This window comes from Massilia agrisoli, assembly GCF_020831365.1.
In the GTDB taxonomy this organism is placed as follows: Bacteria; Pseudomonadota; Gammaproteobacteria; order Burkholderiales; family Burkholderiaceae_D; genus Telluria_A; species Telluria_A agrisoli.
This window is the reverse complement of the sequence record NZ_JAJHPV010000010.1, coordinates 119174-137958: the sequence shown is the minus strand read 5'-3', so window position 1 is coordinate 137958 and position 18785 is coordinate 119174. Positions and strand designations below refer to the sequence as shown.

At 66.2% G+C, this 18785-nt stretch carries 18 protein-coding genes; 2 read left to right on the top strand and 16 right to left on the bottom strand.

Translation table 11 applies throughout. The features are described 5' to 3' along the window. Window positions 1-7 precede the first annotated feature (7 nt). A complete protein-coding gene (gene hslU / locus LMJ30_RS07120) occupies window positions 8-1348 on the top strand; it encodes an ATP-dependent protease ATPase subunit HslU (RefSeq protein WP_229431642.1) in 1341 nt (446 codons plus the stop codon). 24 nt (window positions 1349-1372) lie between these two features. Further along, window positions 1373-1573, top strand: coding sequence for a hypothetical protein (locus tag LMJ30_RS07115; RefSeq protein ID WP_229431641.1), 201 nt, complete (start codon window positions 1373-1375; stop codon window positions 1571-1573). A 44-nt stretch (window positions 1574-1617) separates the two neighbouring features. Here LMJ30_RS07115 and LMJ30_RS07110 read toward each other — a convergent pair whose 3' ends face one another. The 16 genes from LMJ30_RS07110 to LMJ30_RS07035 all read right to left on the bottom strand — a co-directional run bounded on the left by LMJ30_RS07110 (window position 1618) and on the right by LMJ30_RS07035 (window position 18774). Further along, the gene (locus LMJ30_RS07110) at window positions 1618-2364 is read right to left on the bottom strand and encodes a type II secretion system protein N (protein ID WP_229431640.1); all 747 of its coding nucleotides are present in this window, start codon (window positions 2362-2364) and stop codon (window positions 1618-1620) included. A gap of 21 nt (window positions 2365-2385) precedes the next feature. Next, the gene (gene gspF, locus LMJ30_RS07105; RefSeq protein WP_229431639.1) at window positions 2386-3606 is read right to left on the bottom strand and encodes a type II secretion system inner membrane protein GspF; all 1221 of its coding nucleotides are present in this window, start codon (window positions 3604-3606) and stop codon (window positions 2386-2388) included. Between the two features lie 10 nt (window positions 3607-3616). After that, complete coding sequence (gene gspE, locus LMJ30_RS07100) at window positions 3617-5038, bottom strand: type II secretion system ATPase GspE (protein WP_229431638.1); 1422 nt, start codon at window positions 5036-5038, stop codon at window positions 3617-3619. A 9-nt stretch (window positions 5039-5047) separates the two neighbouring features. Further along, on the bottom strand, window positions 5048-7285 hold the full coding sequence (gspD, locus tag LMJ30_RS07095; RefSeq protein ID WP_229431691.1) for a type II secretion system secretin GspD: 2238 nt from the start codon (window positions 7283-7285) through the stop codon (window positions 5048-5050). Beyond that, on the bottom strand, window positions 7285-8058 hold the full coding sequence (gspN, locus tag LMJ30_RS07090) for a type II secretion system protein N (RefSeq protein ID WP_229431637.1): 774 nt from the start codon (window positions 8056-8058) through the stop codon (window positions 7285-7287). Before gspN ends, gspD begins: the two co-directional genes overlap by 1 nt. Then, on the bottom strand, window positions 8055-8576 hold the full coding sequence (locus LMJ30_RS07085) for a type II secretion system protein M (protein WP_229431636.1): 522 nt from the start codon (window positions 8574-8576) through the stop codon (window positions 8055-8057). Before LMJ30_RS07085 ends, gspN begins: the two co-directional genes overlap by 4 nt. After that, complete coding sequence (gene gspL / locus LMJ30_RS07080; RefSeq protein ID WP_229431635.1) at window positions 8573-9790, bottom strand: type II secretion system protein GspL; 1218 nt, start codon at window positions 9788-9790, stop codon at window positions 8573-8575. Before gspL ends, LMJ30_RS07085 begins: the two co-directional genes overlap by 4 nt. 17 nt (window positions 9791-9807) lie before the next feature. After that, on the bottom strand, window positions 9808-10764 hold the full coding sequence (gene gspK / locus LMJ30_RS07075) for a type II secretion system minor pseudopilin GspK (RefSeq protein ID WP_229431634.1): 957 nt from the start codon (window positions 10762-10764) through the stop codon (window positions 9808-9810). Further along, window positions 10764-11369 (bottom strand): PulJ/GspJ family protein, encoded by a 606-nt coding sequence (locus LMJ30_RS07070; RefSeq protein WP_229431633.1) that lies wholly within the window; start codon window positions 11367-11369, stop codon window positions 10764-10766. Before LMJ30_RS07070 ends, gspK begins: the two co-directional genes overlap by 1 nt. Then, on the bottom strand, window positions 11366-11752 hold the full coding sequence (gene gspI / locus LMJ30_RS07065) for a type II secretion system minor pseudopilin GspI (RefSeq protein WP_229431632.1): 387 nt from the start codon (window positions 11750-11752) through the stop codon (window positions 11366-11368). Before gspI ends, LMJ30_RS07070 begins: the two co-directional genes overlap by 4 nt. A 2-nt stretch (window positions 11753-11754) precedes the next feature. Next, entirely contained in the window at window positions 11755-12234 is a 480-nt protein-coding gene (locus LMJ30_RS07060; RefSeq protein ID WP_229431631.1) for a GspH/FimT family pseudopilin, read from the bottom strand. Between the two features lie 18 nt (window positions 12235-12252). Further along, window positions 12253-12705: a type II secretion system major pseudopilin GspG gene (gene gspG / locus LMJ30_RS07055; RefSeq protein ID WP_229431630.1), complete on the bottom strand. Its 453-nt coding sequence runs from the start codon at window positions 12703-12705 to the stop codon at window positions 12253-12255. Between the two features lie 118 nt (window positions 12706-12823). Then, complete coding sequence (locus LMJ30_RS07050; protein ID WP_229431629.1) at window positions 12824-14941, bottom strand: amidohydrolase family protein; 2118 nt, start codon at window positions 14939-14941, stop codon at window positions 12824-12826. Between the two features lie 154 nt (window positions 14942-15095). Continuing rightward, on the bottom strand, window positions 15096-15839 hold the full coding sequence (locus tag LMJ30_RS07045) for a HesA/MoeB/ThiF family protein (protein WP_229431628.1): 744 nt from the start codon (window positions 15837-15839) through the stop codon (window positions 15096-15098). Between the two features lie 7 nt (window positions 15840-15846). Continuing rightward, window positions 15847-17328, bottom strand: coding sequence for a S41 family peptidase (locus LMJ30_RS07040; protein WP_229431627.1), 1482 nt, complete (start codon window positions 17326-17328; stop codon window positions 15847-15849). Window positions 17329-17358: 30 nt separating this feature from the next. Further along, complete coding sequence (locus LMJ30_RS07035; protein WP_229431690.1) at window positions 17359-18774, bottom strand: murein hydrolase activator EnvC family protein; 1416 nt, start codon at window positions 18772-18774, stop codon at window positions 17359-17361. Between the last annotated feature and the right edge of the window lie 11 nt (window positions 18775-18785).

Below are 18785 nucleotides of genomic sequence, written 5' to 3'. Positions count from 1 at the left end.
CTCAATCATGAACATGACTCCCCCCGAAATCGTCTCGGAACTGGACAAGCACGTGGTCGGCCAGGGCAAGGCCAAGCGCGCGGTTGCCATCGCGCTGCGCAACCGCTGGCGCCGCCAGCAGGTCGAGGAGCCGCTGCGCCACGAGATCACGCCGAAAAACATCCTGATGATCGGCCCTACCGGCGTCGGCAAGACCGAAATCGCCCGCCGCCTGGCGCGCCTGGCCGATGCGCCCTTCATCAAGATCGAAGCGACCAAGTTCACCGAGGTGGGCTATGTCGGCCGCGACGTCGACACCATCATCCGCGACCTGATCGACATCGGCGTCAAGCAGACCCGCGCCAGCGAAATGAAAAAAGTGCGCCAGCGCGCCGAGGACGCCGCGGAAGACCGCATCCTCGACATCCTGGTGCCGCCGCCGCGCGACTTCGGTTTCAACGCCGGCACCGCCAGTACCGAGCCGAAGGAAGGCGACAACACGCGCCAGACCTTCCGCAAGCGCCTGCGCGAAGGATCGCTGAACGACCGCGAGATCGAGGTCGAGGTGGCTGAGGCCGCGCCGCAGATGGAAATCATGGCGCCGCCGGGCATGGAAGAAATGACCGAGCAGATCAAGTCGATGTTCTCGGGCATGGGTGCGGCGCGCAAGAAGCCGCGCAAGGTGAAGATCGCCGAAGCGATGAAGCTGCTGGCCGAGGAAGAAGCGGCCAAGCTGGTCAACGACGACGAAATGAAACAGAAGGCGATTGCCAACGTCGAGCAGAACGGCATCGTGTTCCTCGACGAGATCGACAAGATCGCCTCGCGTTCGGAAACGGGCGGCGCCGATGTCTCGCGCGCCGGCGTGCAGCGCGACCTGCTGCCGCTGGTCGAAGGCACCACCGTCAACACCAAGTACGGCATGATCCGCACCGACCACATCCTGTTCATCGCCTCGGGCGCCTTCCACCTTGCCAAGCCGTCGGACCTGATCCCCGAGCTGCAGGGCCGCTTCCCGATCCGGGTCGAGCTTGAGTCGCTGTCGATCGCCGATTTCGAGTGCATCCTGACCAGTACCGACGCCTGCCTCACCACGCAGTACGAAGCGCTGCTGGCCACCGAAGGCGTGAAGATCGATTTCGCGCCGGACGGCATTACCCGGCTGGCCGAGATCGCGTACTCGGTCAACGAACGCACCGAGAACATCGGCGCGCGCCGCCTGTACACGGTGATGGAGAAGCTGTTGGAGGAGATTTCCTTCACCGCCAGCGAAAGCAGCGGCCAGGTGCTGACCATCGACGCGGGCTATGTCAACGCGCGCCTGGACAAGCTGGCCGACAACGAAGACTTGTCGCGCTACGTTCTTTAATCGTTAAGGCAAGGGAGGCGGGGAATGGCGAACAAGGCACTGGCGACGCGGCAGAAGATGCGGCTGCGGATAGAGCCATCGCAAGCGTTCGGCAAGCCCCGCAACCCGCTCGCGGCGCTGGCAAAGCAGCGTTCGGCGGGCGCCCACGTCAAGAGCAAGTCCGCGCAGCGCCAGGCTGAAAAACGCGCGCTCGAAAAGGCGAAGCTGAAACCGGACGACGAGTAAGATCCCGGTCGTTGCCGCGCAAGCGGGAACCCATGCACGTCAATTTATTGCGACACCGGCGCCGGCCCCGGCATGCCGACATTGCGCGTCGCCGGCGGCATCTGCACTGGCGGCGCAGGCGGCGGAGGAACGGCGGCGCCCTCGACCGGCCGCGCCATTGGCACTGGCGGCGGCGGCTCCCCTTCCGGCCCCTGCGGCGGCTCATTCTGTTCTTGCTGTTCCTGCTGCAGTTCCTGCTGCTGTTCCGGCGTCAGCTGGGACTGCGGCAGCGGGCGTGGCTGCGGCGTTGCGGGCGCCGGCGCGGGGGTTGGCATCGGCTGCTGCTGCGGCATCGGCTGTCCCTGCTGCGGATAGGCCGGCGGCGCCGGCGCATCCATCGGCAGCGGCGCGGCCATGTCGGCCGGCGGCTTGACGTCGACCGCCAGCTCGATCCGCTTCAGCACGCCGCCTTCCGACAGCATCACGTAACGCGGATGCACTTCCTTCACCACGACGCCGGCCGACAGCTCTTTCCCGACCGGGAAGGCCTTGGCTGGCTGTCCATCCGCCACCAGGATGGCCACGCTGTTGCGGCCCGCCGCAACCACCCCGGTCAGCTGGTAGTTGGTCGCCACCGCGGCCATGGCCTGGCCGCCAAACAGCGTCGCGGCGGCGTCCACCGCCGGCGCCGGCAGGTCGGCAACCGGCGCGGCGGCCAGCGGACGCTGTTCAGGCTTGTACAGCTGCAGGACCCAGTATGCGACCGAGGCCGACAGGGCCACCAGGGCCAGCAGGGTTAAAAGTAAAGGCATGCGCTTCATCGGGTTCCTTCGTTACCGCACCAGCTGGTTGATTTCAATAATCGGCATCAGCACCGCGAGCACGATCAGCAGCACCACAATACCCATCGCGACGATCAGGAGCGGCTCCAGCAAGCCCGCGATGGTCAGCGTCCGCCGCTCGACGTCGGCCTGCTGCGACAGCGCCGCCCGGTCCAGCATGGCCGGCAGTTCGCCGGTAATCTCGCCCGCGCGGATCATGTGGATCAGCATGGGCGGAAAGTGCTTCTGCGCCGACAGCGCCCGCGCCAGGCTGACGCCCTCGCGCACGCTGGCGCTGGCCTGCTCGACCAGCTCCTTCATGGCCACGTTCGACAGCGTGTCGCGGCTGGTGTCGAGCGCATGCAGGATCGGCACGCCCGATCCGGTGGTGATGGCCAGGGTGCTGGCAAAGCGCGCGGTGTTCAGGCTGCGCTCGAACTTGCCGTAGATCGGCGCGGTCAGCAGCCAGGTATGCCAGCGCCGCTTCAGGTCGGCGTTCTGCAGCGCCCGCCGCCACATGAAGAAGGCGCCGATCATCGCCACAGCGACATAGATCCCGTAACCGCGCACAAAGTTCGATACGCCCAGCATCATCACGGTCAGCAGCGGCAGTTTTTGCTTGGTGTTGGCGAACACCGAGACGATCTGCGGCACCACATAAGTCAGCAGGAAGATGACGATCGCGAACGCCAGCACGGTAACGATGGCCGGGTACAGGAAGGCCAGCCGTACCTTCTGCACCAGCGCGTTGCGGCGCTCGATGTAGTCGGCCAGGCGCGACAGCACGCGCGCCAGGTGGCCGATCTGCTCGCCCGACGCGACCAGCGCGCGGTAGATTTCGGCGAAGTCGCGCGGGTGGCGCGACAGCGCGTCGGAGAACGGCGCGCCGCCCATCACTTCGGCGCGGATCGAGGCGATCAGGTCGCGCACATACGGACGTTCGGCCTGCTCCAGCAGGGCGGTGAAGGCCTGCTCCAGCGGCAGGCCCGCTTCCAGCAGGCTGGCCAGCTGGCGGGTGAACAGCGCCAGCTCGACCTGGGTCAGCTTTTCGCCGATGCCGCGGCTCTTGGCCACGCCGCTCGCGTCCAGCTGGGCGGCGATGGCTTCGACATTGAGCGGCGTCAGTCCCTGCAGCCGCAGGTCGGCGCGCGCCGAGCGCGGGCTGTCGGCGTTGACCACGCCCTTCCTGGTGGCGCCGGCGTCGTCGACGGCTTCGTAACGGAATGCTGGCATCGTGGTCGGCCTAGTCCTTGGTCACGCGCAGCAGTTCGGCCTGGGTCGTGGTGCCGTCGCGCAGCCAGCGTTCGCCGTCCTCGCGCATGGTCTTCATGCCCGAGCGCTGCGCGGCAGTGCGGATGTCCGCTTCCGAGGCGCGGTTGTGGATCTGCGCGCGGATTTCATCGTTCGTTTGCAGCAGCTCGTACACGCCGACCCGGCCGTGGTAGCCGGTGTGGCCGCATTTGTCGCAGCCCACCGCCTTGTAGAACTGGCCGTCCGGGACCTTGCAGTGCACGCACAGCTTGCGCACCAGGCGCTGCGCCATCACGCCCAGCAGCGACGACGACAGCAGGAACGGCTCGATGCCCATGTCCAGCAAGCGGGTGACTGCGGCGGCCGAATCGTTGGTGTGCAGGGTCGCCAGCACCAGGTGGCCGGTCAGCGATGCCTGCACCGCGATCTGCGCCGTTTCCAGGTCGCGGATCTCGCCGATCATGATCACGTCCGGGTCCTGGCGCAGGATGGCGCGCAGGGCCTTGGCGAAGCTCATGTCGATGCGGGCGTTGACCTGGGTCTGGCCGACGCCGATCAGGTCGTACTCGATCGGGTCTTCGACGGTCAGGATATTGGTGGTGCTCGCGTTCAGGCGCGACAGCGCCGCGTACAGCGTGGTGGTCTTGCCGGAACCGGTCGGGCCGGTCACCAGCACGATGCCGTGCGGCTGCTTGATCAGGGTGTCGAACTGCGGCAGCAGGGCCGGGCTCATGCCCAGGTGCGACAGGTCGAGGCGGCCGGCTTCCTTGTCCAGCAAGCGCAGCACGGCGCGTTCGCCATGGCCGGTCGGCAGGGTCGAGACCCGCACGTCGACCGGCTTGCCGCCCACGCGCAAGGTGATGCGGCCGTCCTGCGGCAGGCGTTTTTCGGCGATGTCGAGCTGCGCCATGATCTTGATACGCGAGATCAGCGAGGCGTGGATGCCCTTGCGCGGACGGACGATGTCGCGCAGCGCGCCGTCGATGCGAAAGCGCACCACCGAGGTCTGTTCGAACGGCTCGATGTGGATATCGGACGCGCCTTCGCGCAGCGACTGCGTCAGGAGCGCATTGATCATCCGGATGACAGGCGCATCGTCGGACGACTCCAGCAGGTCTTCGATGGCCGGCACGTCCTGCAGCAGCTTGGTCAGGTCGAGGTCGGCGTCGAATTCGTCGGCCACCTGCGAGGCGTCGCCGCCGGCGCTGGCGTACGCGCCGGCGATCGCCGCTTCCAGTTCGGCGCGCGGCATCGAACGCAGCGCGATGCGGCCGAAGCGGCGCGACACCTCGGCGATGGCCGCCGGCGCGGTTGCGCCGGACACCCAGACTTCGACCGGGTTGCCGTTATCGCCATCCGTACGCGCGAGCACGCCGAAGTCGCGGGCAAAAGCGTAAGGCAAAAGATTGTTCATCTCAGTTCTCTATTTCTGTACAGGGCGGTACTTGGCCGCATCCGGCTCGGCTGGCGCAGGGGTGCTGCGCGGCTGCACCGGCACCAGCGCCGCAGGCGGGCGCACCGGCACCGGCGCCATCGCGCCGCCCAGCGGCGGCTGGCCGTTGACCAGCGGCGGCAGCACCGGCGTGCCGTAGTCAGGCAGTACCACCGAGCCGGTTTCCGGCTGCGAGCGCACGCCTGCCGAACGCATGAAATCGTAGCGGTCGGTGGCGATGCTGTTGCTGTCCTCTTTGCTGCGCACGATCACCGGGCGCAGGAAGATCATCAGGTTGGTCTTGGTACGCTGGCGGCTGCGGTACTTGAACAGGTTGCCCAGCACCGGGATGTCGCCCAGGCCGCGCACCTTTTCTTCGCTGTCGCTGGTGTCGTCCTTGATCAGGCCGCCGAGCACGATGATCTGGCCGTCGTCGGCGATCACATTGTTCTCGATGACGCGGATGTTGGTCGTCACGCCGGAAGTGGCGGCAAGGCTGGTCGGGTCCACGTTCGAATTCTCGCTGTAGATCGCCATCTTGATGGTACCGCCTTCGGAAATCTGCGGGCGCACTTTGAGCGTGATGCCGACGTCGCGGCGGTCGATGGTCTGGAACGGGTTGCTGGCGGTGCCGCTGGCCGGCGTGGTGAACTGGCCGCTGATGATTGGTACGTTCTGGCCGACCTTGATGGTCGACAGTTCGTTGTCGAGCGTGAGCATGTTCGGCGTCGACAGGATGTTGGCGTTGCCGTCGGTTTCAAGCGCGTGCGCCAGTGCGCCCAGACCCAGCTGGCCATTGATCTGCTTGAACAGGCCGATGGTCAGGCCTTTGGCGCTCGGCAGCACCGGCGGGTTGGCCAGTGCGCCGGCGGCGATCGTGCCGATGTTATTGGCGCCGCTGGTGAAGCCTTGCAGGCCGCCCACGCGGTAGCTGCTGTTCTCGTTGCCCGACAGGCCCAGCCACTGGACGCCGAATTCAGCGGCCTTGGCCGAGTTGACCTCGACGATCAGCGATTCGATGTAGACCTGGGCGCGGCGCACGTCGAGCATATCGATCACGGCGCGCAGGTTGCGGTAGACCGCGTCGGGCGCGGTGATGATCAGGGTGTTGGTCGACGCGTCGGCCTGGATGAAGCCGGCGCCGCCGCCGCCGGTGGCTTCGCCCAGCTGCTGGCCCGGCGACTGCGCGCCCAGGGTGCTGACCTGGCCGCCCATCATGCCGCCTTGCTGGCCTTGCTGTCCTCCCAGCCCGCCGGCCATGCCGCCGCCGCTCGGAATGCTGCCGCCGGCCGTGCCCTGGCCCGGCTGCGCCGCCGCCGAGACGTCGCCCGACACCACCGCGCGCAGGGTCTGCGCCAGCTTGGTGGCGTCGGCATTCTTCAGGTAGACCACATGGACGTTACCGGCCTGCGAAGTGGGCGCGTCCAGCTTGGAGATCAGCGAACGGGCCAGGCGCGCCCGCGCTTCCGACGGCGCGCGCAGGATCAGCGAATTGGTGCGCGGGTCGGCCACCACCGACACGCGGCCGGAGTCGCCGCCAGGGCCGGGTTCCATCAGCTTGTTGACCATCGCCGCCATGTCGCTGGCGATGCCGTTGCGGACCGGGATCACGTCGACGCCAGCCGCCACCGGCGCGTCGAGCGCGGCGATGATCTTGGACAGGCGCCGCAGGTTGTCGGCGTAGTCGGTGATCACCAGGCTGTTGTTGCCCGGGTTGGCCATGATCGAATTGTTCGGCGAGATCAAGGGGCGCAGCACCGCGGTCAGGTTGGCCGCCGACTCGTAGTTAAGGTAGTAGATCTGGGTGGCGATCTGGTCGCCGCGGGCGCGCGAGCCGCGCACGCCGACCTGGGTCGGCGAGGCCTGCAGCTTGGCTTCCGCTTCCGGCACCACCTTGGCAAAGCCGTCGGCGGTGACGACCGCGTAGCCTTGCAGGCGCAGCGCGGAAGTCAGCAGCGCGAAGGCCTGCGACTTGGAGATCGATTTTTCCGACACCAGGGTCAGGGTGCCCTTCACGCGCGGGTCGATGACGAAGGTCATGCCGGTGTAGTGGCCCACCGCCTTGATCACCGATTCGATGTCGGCCCCGACGAAGTTGAGCGCGGCCTGGTCCTCGGTTTGCGCCCACGCGGGGCCGGCGCTGGTGAGCACCGTGCAGCACAGCAGGGCGCCGGCGGCGATGCGGCGCAGAGCCGGGAATTGGTTGGTGCTGCCTGATATTGTTTTCATCATTTGAACTCTAACGCGATTATTTTCTTGCCGCCCACCATACGTCGTTGGCCCAGCAAGTTCAGGAGGTTGCCCAGCGTGTCTTCATACCCGGGCCCGGCTTCTGCCTGGCCGGAAAACTGCAGGCGCCCGTTGTTCAGGGCCCCCGTTCCGGACAACAGCAGCGCGCCGCGCACCGTTCTCAAATTCAATTGCGCCTGCTGGCCACGCCAGTCGAACGCCAGTTCATAACTGCCCAGCGGCTTGATGGGCGACATGCGCGAACCCATATCCTGCATCGACAGCAAGGTGCGGCCATTGACGGACACGGCATTTCCAGCGCGGGCCAGCGCCAAGGTGGTCCACGACAACTGCATCACCCCGCTTGGCGCCAGCGTGTTCAGCGGCGCGCCCAGCCCGGCCAGGCCGGCGGCCGGCAGGCGGATCGCCGCAGGGCTCACCTGCCACTCCGACCAGCTGCCGGTGACCAGCACCGGCTGCGTCAGGGCCTGCGGGTTTTCCAGTTCCAGCTCGACCCGCCCGAACAGCACCATCTTGGACAGGCGCCACGAAAAACGTCCCGGCAACAGCGGGGTCACCGAGCCGCCTTCGCCCGGGGCGCCGCCGATGAATGCCGAGCCGCGCCAAAGAGTACCTTGGGCATCCCCCAGAGTCAAACGTGCACCGGTCTGCTTCTCGACGATCGGCCCCAGCCAGGTCGCCGGGAAAAACAGCAGCACGGTCAAGCCGACCGCGAGGGCGACTGCACCCAGCCATAACGCGGCCCGTTTCATCGGGCCGATGCCCCGGTACCCTGGTGCAATGTCAGGCTGGCATCGACCTGGCCCGGCGCGCCCAGCGCCGTCACCGTCATGTCCTGCACCGCGATCCGGTTTTCGCGCCGCTGGGCATCGAGCCACATGACCAGGTTGGCGAACGATACGTTACTCACCTGCAATTTTGCGAATTCGCCCGTCATCGTCAGCGACTGCGGGTTGATGCTGCGGGTGGCCAGGCTGGCGGTCAGCGCCTCGCGCGTCATCGGCGTTGGCTGCGGCACCGGGCGCGCGGCCAGCTGGCTCGCTTCCAGCGCCAGCGACTGAAGCTCGGCGGCCTGCTGGCGCAGCTCGGGCAGTTTCTGGCGCAGCTCGGCGCGGCCGGTCAGGGCGGGATCGATGAAGATCATGTACACCAGGGTGGCCAGCACGACGGCGCCGCCGACGGTCAGGTACTTGCGTTCCTTCTCGGTGCGCGCGAGCCAGTAGACGGCCAGGCGCTCCTTCAGCTGGCCGATTGATTGCGAGGCCTTCATGATTGTGCTCCAGTGCTGCGGATCTGCCAGACGCCGGCAGCCGTTTCGGTCAGGGACAGGCCGCGCGCGGCGAGCGCGCTTTTCACCTGGTTGGCCAGGGCCGGGTCATTCGCTTCCGGCTTGAGCCGGACGTTGAGCGCGCTCTCGCGGAACTCCAGCGAGCCGATCGCCGCCTCGCGCCCGGCGCCGCGCATGGCTTCGCCGAAGGCGGCGGCCAGGTAGACGAACTCGTTGGCACTGACTTCGCCCTGGGCCGCTTTGGCCGTCGCGATGTTCTTGCGCATCTGCGCGGCCGGGTCGAGGATCACGGTTTCGTTCGGGTAGGCGGCGCGGAAGGTCGTGATCATCGACTGCTGCAGCGCCTCGGCTTCGCGCTTCATGCGCAGCCATTCGACGTTCAGCCCGGCGACGTTGACCACGAAGGCCAGCAGCGCCAGCGCGATCGGCCAGCGCCAGCGCTTCCAGTCGGCGGCGCGGGCGCCTGCCGCACCGAGACCGGGAACCAGGTCAAGGCTGGTGGTGTGGGAACCGTCGACCCAGTTGGTCCAGTTGTCGGCCGCCAGCGTGACGCCGGGGCCGGCTTCGGCCGCGATGGCCTGGTATTCGCCGAGTTGCGCGGGTGGAATGTACAGGGTCAGCGGCGCGTCGCCGGCGAGCGAACGCGCCGTTTGCAGCGCCACCAGCGGCTCGGCGCCAGTCATGTCGAGGCCGAGGCCCTGGAACTGGCCCATGCGCAAGGTGATTTCGCCGCCGCGGATGGCGCCAGAGACGGTGCCAGGCTCCAGCGGCAGGCACAGCTGTGCAGGCAGGGCCGAGACGCCATGGGCGCCTTGCGCCAGCAGCATCTTGACGATGGGTTCGAGCCAGGAGCGCTGGACCACGGCCACGGTGCGGGTGCCGTCGGGGGCCGACACCGGCGCGGGCATCAGCACGAGGTCGGATGGATCGCCCAGCACCTGTTCTTCCACCAGCCCGGGCAGCGCAGCCCTGAGGCGCGCGCTCGACAGCGGTGGCACTTTTACCTGGAGCAAGGTGACGTCGGAAGCGGCCAGCATGACCACCACCTTGCGGCTGGACGCCACCACGTCGGCCATGTTGCGCAAGGCGCCCTCGCCCTGCTGCGCGATGGTGCCGCTGTCGGCGACCAGCGCATACTGGGCCAGGGCATGCTCGCCCTCTCCGCGGGCGGGATGCCGGATATATAAAGTACTCAAACCGTCTCGCTTTCGTTTTAGTTTTGGCGAATGGTTAACACTGTTGTTGAAGCCGCCTGGCGTTCGACCAACGCTTCGGAATCCAGGTTCGCGCGATCAAGACGTATCCTGCTCTGCACTAAGAAAAACTCGCTGCCGACCGTGAGCGACGCGGGATCGAGCGGAACCTTGCCATTCAACCGCGCCGTAAATCCTGCCATGTCGCGAAAATACGCCTGCCTCCGGCTTTCCACCAGCGCCTGCGCTTCCGCCAGCGTAAAGTTGCCGATTACAGCTGCCAGCACCTCGGGCGGCGCGGTGTTGACATTGAGCCCGTGCTTGTTCGCGGTTCCAGTCGTAAACGGCAGCACAATGACGAAATCGCGCAGCTTGGCAATTATCTCCGGCGTGTAGCCCGGAATGACCAGTAAATCCTCCACCCGCTTGATCGCCACCGGCAGCGACTTTGCCGGCGGCGTCGTTTGCCCCGGTATCGGCAACGGCGGCTCCGTACTGGCGAAGTAATCGGCGGTGCGCTTGGCCAGGGCCGGGTCTATCTGCAATACGCGTAACAAATTCGCATAAATACCTTGATGATCCAGGTTCGGCTTCGGCCCGTCCGCTAAATGCCTCAGATTGTAACGCGAGCTTGCATCGATGACCCGTCCGGAAAGCGTTGCATCAAAAACTTCCCCCTCCACCCGCTCACGTTCGATGTACTGGTCCAGCCGGGTTTCCGCCAGCGGCGTGTTCCAGACATCGTTCAGCGTGGTGACGCCACTCGCGCTCTGCTGGCCGGCGGTCTGCAACACCAGCCGCGCCCAGTCGAGCGCGCCGCGCAGGATCCACTTGGTTTGCAGCTGGAGCCGCTGGTTTTCCATCGAACGCACCTGCACCTGCTGTTGCCAGAACAGGCTTGCGACAATGCTAACTGCGAGCGTACACAAGAGCAAGGCGGTAATGACGGCCACGCCGCGCTGTTTGTCCAGCCTCATCACATGCCTCCCAGCAGGAAGGCTTTGGTCATCGGAATCTGCTGCCCCTGCACCTGCAACGCCACCCGCAGCCCGGATGCCGGCAGCGGCGTCCAGCCTTGCGGCCGCGGCGCGCCGGCCATGCGCCACATATTGTTTTCCCAGGTCTCCACCTGCATCGACTGCACGCCGGACTGCAGGATCACCGGCGGGGTCGTGTCCGCATTGCTGAGGGCGGCCTGCCAGAACATGTCGAGCTGGACCAGGTCGCGCGTGCCGGCGGACTCGCGCCGCATCAGCACGCCGTTAACGATGCGATAGGAAATCACTTGCAGCTGGGACGGCGCGTTTTCGCTGTGCCAGTTGCGCACCAGGGTCATGCCGCCGGCGTCCGCCGCCAGGTTCGGGCGTCCCTGCATTTCAGCCGACGGGACGATGTGTTCGCCATCGCTCTGCATCTGCGCAAAGGCCAGCTGCATGCCGCGCGTCGTCTCCATCTGGTCGGTCAGCGCGACGCGGGCGCGCACGATGCCGTCGAGGCCGCGCCAGCCGAGCACGGCGACAATGGCCAGGATGCTGATGGCGACCAGCAGTTCGATCAGGGTGAAACCGGCGGTGCGCTTCATCGTTCCCTCAACACCAGCTGCACCAGCTTGATGATGCGGCGCTCCGGATTGGCCGAGTCGAACACGCTGACCTCGACCCTGCGCAGGCGCGGATTCGGGCTGGCCAGCACTTCCTCCTGGCAGACCAGGCGCAGGTCGCCCTGCGGGCACTCGAAGGTTTCCTTGCCGATTTCGGGGAAGTTGTTCGACAGGCGCACCTGCACCAGCCGGTTCTCGGCCGACCAGGTTGCCATCATCGCCGCGCGCAGGCCTGAACTGTTCTGGGCCAGGCTGCCGACTGCGCGCAGCGACGCGCCCAGCGCGGTGCCGACGATCACCAGCGCCACCAGCACTTCAAGCAAGGTGAAGCCGCGCGGACGCTGTGGGAGGCGATGGTTGCTCATGATTACTCGACCACGAAATGGCCAACGCCATCAGCGTGCACCGCCACCCGGTCTTCGCCGCTGATGAGGGTCAGCACAAACGGCCGGTCGACCGGCTCGCGGCCAAAGGTAATGCGCAGGCCGGTATTGATGGCGCCCGCGGTCTGGACCGGCGGATCGAGGCGCAAGGTGATGGGTGCGTTCTTGAACGTGCGTTCGCGCAGCAGGTCATCGTTGATGACCTGGTCCCAGCTGGTTTCATTGCGCACCAGGAAGCGGTAGCGCTCGCTGTTGGCTTCGAAGGCGATCAGCCGGTTGCGCACGATGGCTTCATCGCGCGCCAACTGGAGCAGCAGCGCAATGCGCTGCGCCTCTTTTTGCAGGTCCTGGCGCGGGCTCGGCATCGCGTTCAGGGAAACGAGGCCGAGCGTAATACCGATGATGACCATGACGACCATCACCTCCACCAGCGTAAAGCCGCGTGCGCCCCGGGCGCGCTGCATAAGCGTCAACCTGTTTGCTTAGTTATCCCACGATCCGACGTCGGCGTCCTCACCGGTTCCGCCAGGCTGGCCATCGGCGCCATAGGAGAACAGGTCGACTTCGCCTTTGACGCCGGGCGACAGGTACTGATAAGGGTTGCCCCAAGGATCCTTCGGCAGCTTTTCAACATAGCCGCCGGCCTTCCAGCCATTGGACGACGGGCCGGTGGTCGGCTTTTCGATCAGCGACTTCAGGCCCTGCTCGGTGGTCGGGTAGCGCTGGTTGTCGAGCTTGTACAGCTTCAGCGCCTGCATCAGGGTCGCGATATCGACCTTGGCGGCGGTCACGCGCGACTCGCCGGTACGGCCCATCAGCTTAGGCACGACCAGCGCGCCGAGGATGCCGATGATAACCACAACCACCATGATTTCCACCAGGGTGAAGCCGCGCGCGAGGCCGCGGCGGCGCGGACGGTTTGGAGCTTTATGCATTTGGTTCAGGTCTCAGAGTGATTGCAACGAAAGATGAGTATAAGACGGTTTTGCCCCCGCCACCACATGGCGGGGGCATATTGTAGGCACGGCGGTCAAATGACGCCCACTCTTTTGGTCAATGGCGGTGGCGCGCCGTTCCGGCGGCCCGGTGCAAGGCCCCCTCATTGCCGCCCGCCGCGATATTAGACGAAACCGGCGGAAGTGCGCGCAACGCAGGCGCATCTTTCACGAACGGCATGATTCCCAGCTCCCTGTCGATTTCGGTCGGGTAGATCACATGGCCACGCGTGATCACGGCGGCCACCTTGCGGATGTCCTCGATGTTTTTGGTCGGGTCGCCGTCCACCAGCACCAGGTCGGCCAGCTTGCCCGGCTCGATCGAACCGCGCTCGTGGCTGGTGCGGGTAAATTTGGCGCCATTGCGGGTAGCGACCTGGATCACCTGCGCCGGGGTGAGGCCGGCCTTGACCAGCATCGCCAGTTCCGACTGCAAGGTGAAGCCGGCCATCTCGTCGGTGCCGGCGACGATCGGCACGCCCGCGCGGTACAGGATGCCGACGAAGTCGACCATCTTGGCGTAGGACTTCTCATAGCGCTTCAGGGTCGCATCGTCGGCGATCTTCATCGTACCGACATGGAAGCCGCGCTTGACATCGGGCGGCATGTGGTCGGCGATGGCCACGAAAGGCTCGTTCAGGTCGCCGTCGCGCTGCTTCATGAAGGCAAAAGTGGCGAGGGTCGGGTCGACCACGACCTGCCTGGCCTTGAGCCGGGCGACGAAATTCTTGACGGCTGGCGAGTTGAAGTCGAGGCCGGCCACCTTTTCCGATGGCAGGATGAAGCGCTCGAGGGTACGGGTTTCGGTCTGCGGCGTGGCGAGGAAGTTCAGCATCACCTGGTTGATGTGCTGGATCTCGTCGTAACCCGCGTCCAGCGCCTCATGCGCGCGCAGGCCGGCCGGGATGTGGCCGCCGACACGCATGCCGCGGCTGTGGGCGTAGGCGACCGTCTCCTTCAGGATCGCCTTCGGGAAGGAGTTGTAGATCTTCAGCTGCGGATAGCCGTGCTCGGCGTACCAGTCGATGGCGTTCTTGGCAGCGGGCAAGTCCTTGACGACAAAGCCGCCGTTGGACGAATACGGGCTCTCGCCTTCGAGGAAGCCGGCTGGCACGATCTGCGGGCCGAGCAGCATGCCGTTGGCGGTCTCGTCGATGATCTGCTGGACCTGGGCGTTGTCGTTACCCATGTCGCGCACCGAGGTGACGCCGGCGGCCAGGTTCAGGCCGCCTTCCCAGCGGCCCACGTGGCCGTGCATGTCGAACAGGCCCGGCAGCATGATGCGTCCGGCCGCGTCGATATCGTTGACCGCGCCGCGCACTGGCGAGCCGGCTGGCAGGACAGCGGTGATGCGCCCGCGCAGCACGTACACATCGGACGGCGCGCCCACGGTCGCCTTGGCGCTGTCGAACACGCGCGCGTTGCGCACCACGGTCAGCCCCTTGAGCGGGTGCTGCAGGCGTGCCGCCAGGTCGACCAGCATTTTGCTTTCAGACAGTTTCTGGCGTGCGGCGAGGGTCTTGCCGACTTCGCTCCAGCCCTGCTCCGTCATCGTCAAATAACCGGGGATCACGACCGCGAACAGGCGCGGCTTGGCGCCGGTGGTGGCCCAGAAGAACTGGGGCGACATGCCGATGCCGGTCTGGGCCAGCAGCTGCACCTTCTGCGTCTTGCCGCCCGCGCTGACCTCCACCTCATCGAGCTTGCGGTGCGACAGCGTTCCCGACGGCAGCAGCGGCATGCTGGCGCCCGGGCGGGCGGCCAGTGCGGTGATCGCCACCGACGCCACCTCGAAGGAGCTGTTCAGCGGAACGTACAGCGCTGCGCCGTTGACGGCCTTGCTGCCCTTCTCGGAAGTCGAGCGCCAACTGGCCTGGTCGCCGTTGCGTTCGAACTGCTCATCGACGACCGCGCCATAGGTCGAGTTGCCTTTGACCGAATACTGCGCGATGGTGCCATCCTGCGCGACCCGGAACTGCTCTGTCAGCTCAGGGCCGCGGCCATTGTCCTTGAAGATGTAGCGCACCCGGGTCGTGCCATCGTCGTCGCGCTCGACGACCTGTTCGCCGGCGCGCTTGCCATTCTCAACATGGATGTCATAGCGCGTGGTGGTGGTAGCCGCGTGGGCCGAGACGCCGAAAGCGGCGGCGACGGCAAGGGCGAGGATGCGATTCATGCTGTGAGTCTCCATCAGTTATGTTTATTGGTATTAATTGTGCCCTAAAACAATTGCCAAATTCGGGGTCAGACCACCGGTTTTTTGGAATATTCCAAAAAACCGGTGGTCTGACCCCGAATTTGGCAAGTTTTGGCGAGGGAAAGGGCGGCCGTTAGCCGCAGACGGCGCAGGCGGGGTTTTTGCCGACCTGGATGCTGGTCCATTCCATCGCGCGGCCGTCCAGCAGCAGCAAGCGGCCAGCCAGCGAGGTGCCGATGCCCGTCACCAGCTTGAGCGCTTCGGCCGCCTGCATCGCGCCAACTACCCCGACCAGCGGGGCGAACACGCCCATCGTGCTGCAGGCGACGTCTTCGAAATTCTGGTCCTGCGGGAACAGGCAGGAGTAGCATGGCGAACCATCGCTACGCGGGTCGTACACGCTGACCTGGCCGTCGAAGCGGATCACCGCGCCCGAGACCAGGGGCACCTTCGCGGCGAAGCAGGCGCGGTTGACGGCGTGGCGCGTCTTGAAGTTGTCGGTGCAGTCGAGCACTACCGTGGCGCCGCGCACCAGCTCGGCAAGCCGCTCGTCGCCGACGCGCTCGCAGATCGCGCTGACTTCGATATCGGGATTGATTTGCAGCAGCGCGTCGCGGCCGGACTGGGCTTTCTTCTGGCCCACCCGCGCCGTCGTGTGCATCACCTGGCGCTGCAGGTTGGTGAGGTCGACGTCGTCGTCATCGACCAGCATGATGTGGCCGACCCCGGCCGAGGCCAGGTACATCGCCGCTGGCGACCCCAGCCCGCCCGCGCCGATGACCAGGATGTTGGCCTCGAGTATGCGCTCCTGCCCTTCGATACCGATCTCGTCGAGCATGATGTGGCGCGAGTAGCGCAGCAGCTGGTCGTCGTTCATGCCGCCGTCACTTGCGCTCGCCCTTGATGTCGGCTGGCCTGGTGTCCGGCTTGGCCAGCGCCTTCGGCTCGGGTTTGTCGGGGCGCGGTTCGGCCGATGACAGCTTGACCGGCAAGCCTTTGAAACGGTTCAGCGCCTGTTGCAGCTGGAAGTCGTCCTTGCTGCCGAAATCGAGCGGCTTGCGCTTGCGTGCGGCAGCCGCCCGCGTGGCGTGTTCGGCGTCGATGGCGTCCAGGGTTTTGACGGGCGGCGCGGCTTCCTTCGCATCCTTCACGCTGCCATTGGCCAGGTGTTTGACCAGGTCGGACTCGCGCACCCGCAGGCTGTTCAGGCCGTCGCCGTCCGCCGTTTCGTCCACCATCACGTCGGGAATGATGCCCTTGGCCTGGATGGCGCGCCCGTTGGGCGTGAAGTAGCGCGCGGTGGTCAGCTTGACCGCCGTGTCGGGCGAGAGCTGGCGCAGCGTTTGCACCGAGCCCTTGCCGAAGGTCTGGGTGCCGAGAATGGTGGCGCGCTTGTAGTCCTGCAGTGCGCCGGCGACGATTTCGGACGCCGAGGCCGAGCCGCCGTTGACCAGCACGATCATCGGCACGGTCTTGAGCGCAGCGGGCAACCTGGCCAGCGGGTCGCCCGACGCGCGTGAATAAAATTCGCGCCGGCCATAGAACTCCTGGTTCGAGCCGGGCAGCTGGCCGGCGGTCGAGACGATTTTTTTGTCGCCCGGCAGGAAGGCGGCGGAGACGCCGATTGCCCCCGGCAGCAAGCCGCCGGGGTCGTTGCGCAGGTCCAGCACCAGCCCCTTGATCCTGGGGTCCTGCGCGTACAGCGCATTGACCTGCTTGACCAGGTCGGGAAGGGTGTTTTCCTGGAACTGGCTGATGCGCAGCCATGCGTAACCCGGCTCGACCATTTTGGCCTTGACGCTTTGCACGCGGATTTCCTCGCGCGTCAGCGGCAGCACCCATGGCTGGTCGTCGCCCTTGCGCGCGATCGTCAGCACCACTTTGCTTTTCGGTTCGCCGCGCATGCGCTTGATCGCGTCGTCGAGCGACATGCCCTTGACGGGCACATTGTCGATGCGGGTGATGACGTCGCCCGCCTTGATGCCGGCGCGGAAGGCCGGCGAGTCTTCCATCGGGGTAATGATCTTGACGTAGCCGTCTTCCATCGCCACTTCGATGCCGAGCCCGACGAAGCGGCCCTGCATGCTTTCCTGCATTTCGCGATACGATTTCTTGTCGAGGTAGGCCGAATGCGGGTCGAGCGAGGCGACCATGCCGGTGATCGCCTGCGACAGCAGCTTCTTGTCTTCGACCGGCTCGACGTAGTCCGTCTTGATCAGGCCGTAGACATCGGCGAGCTGGCGCAGTTCATCGAGCGGCAGCGGCTGCAGGTCGCCGCCGCGCTGCGCCAGCGCGGTGACCTGCAGCGACGCCGCAAAGCCTGCAACCACGCCAAACCCGATCAGACCGATACTCTTAGCTTTCATTGCGTTCCCCGCCTGCGCGGCTTGCGGCCGCTAGAAATTGACCCAGCCCGCAGGGTTGAATGCCTTGCCCCGGTGCCGGAGCTCAAAGTATAGCCCCGATTCTTCAATACCACCGGTGTTGCCCGCGGCGGCGATCTGGTCGCCCCCGCGCACGGCGTCGCCGACCCGTTTGAGCAGCGACTGGTTATTGCCGTAGATCGACAGGTACTGGCTGCCATGGTCGACGATGATCAGGTTGCCGAAGCCGCGCAGCCAGCTGGCGAACACGACGCGGCCGGCGGCCACGGCGCGCACGTCGCTGCCTTCGGGCGCCTTGATGAACACGCCCTTCCAGCTCGGGCCGCTGCCACGCTTGGCGCCGAAGCTGGCGGTCACCGCGCCGCTGACCGGCGCGCGCAGCTTGCCTTTCAGGCTGGCAAACGCGCCTTCCGGCGCGGCGGGAGCCAGCGCGATGTTTTCCGGCTTTTCTTCGTCAGGGTCAGGCTTGTCCTCCACCGGCGCCTGGGCGACCTTCGGTTCGTCGGGTTCGGGCTTGACTGGCGCCGGCTTGCTGCCCGGCCTGGCCGCTTCGCGCGCGAGCCGCTCGCGTTCCGCCTGCGCCTTGGCCAATGCCGCCGCGCGCGCTTCGGCCCTGGCCTTGGCGCGTGCGGCAGCGAGCGCTTCGCGGCGGCGTTTTTCAGCGGCGGCCGCTTCGGCCTGCTGCTGGATCAGCGCCGACAGGCGGTCCACCAGCCCGCTCATGCGCTGCTCGTCGCGTTCCAGGTTGCCGATCTGCTTGCGCTGGTCCGCCAGCCTGGTCGACAGGTTGCCGAGCAGGGCTTTGCGGTGCAGCTTTTCCTTTTCCAGCTTGGCCTTCTGCTGGTTTTCCTCAAGCGCGATCTCTTCCAGTTCGTCCTTGGCGTTCTGGACTTCGAGCTGGTTCTGCTCGACCGTCGCCAGGTTGCTGCGCAGCGAGGCGATCAGGCGCGCCTGCGACTTCGACACGTAAGCCATCAGCTGCAGGTCGCGGCTGATGCGGTTCGGGTTCTCGCCGGACAGCAGCAGCTTGACCCGGTCTTCGTTGCCGGCCACGTACTGCTCGCGCAGCAGCCTGGACAGCTGGTTCTTTTGTTTGGCGATGGTGGCGGCCAGGCGTTCCTGGGCGCCATCGAGCTCTTGCAGCTTGCGGTTGGTCTGCTGCTGTTCCTCGGCCAGTTCGCGCAGCGAGCGGTTGGCGTCGGAAATGGCTTCCTCGGACGCGGCCAGCTCGTCGGCGGCATGCTCGCGCTCGCTTTCGGTGCGCACGACGTCGCGCTTGAGCGTGGCCAGCTTCTTCTGGATGCCGGCGCGGGTCGCCTCAGCCGCAGCCTTTTGCTTGCTGCGGTTGGTGGGCTGCTTGGGGGCCGCCTGCAGGCTTGCCGCGACGGCCAGCAAGGCGGCCGTGGCGACCGCCCTGCGGTAAAACATCTGAGCAAATA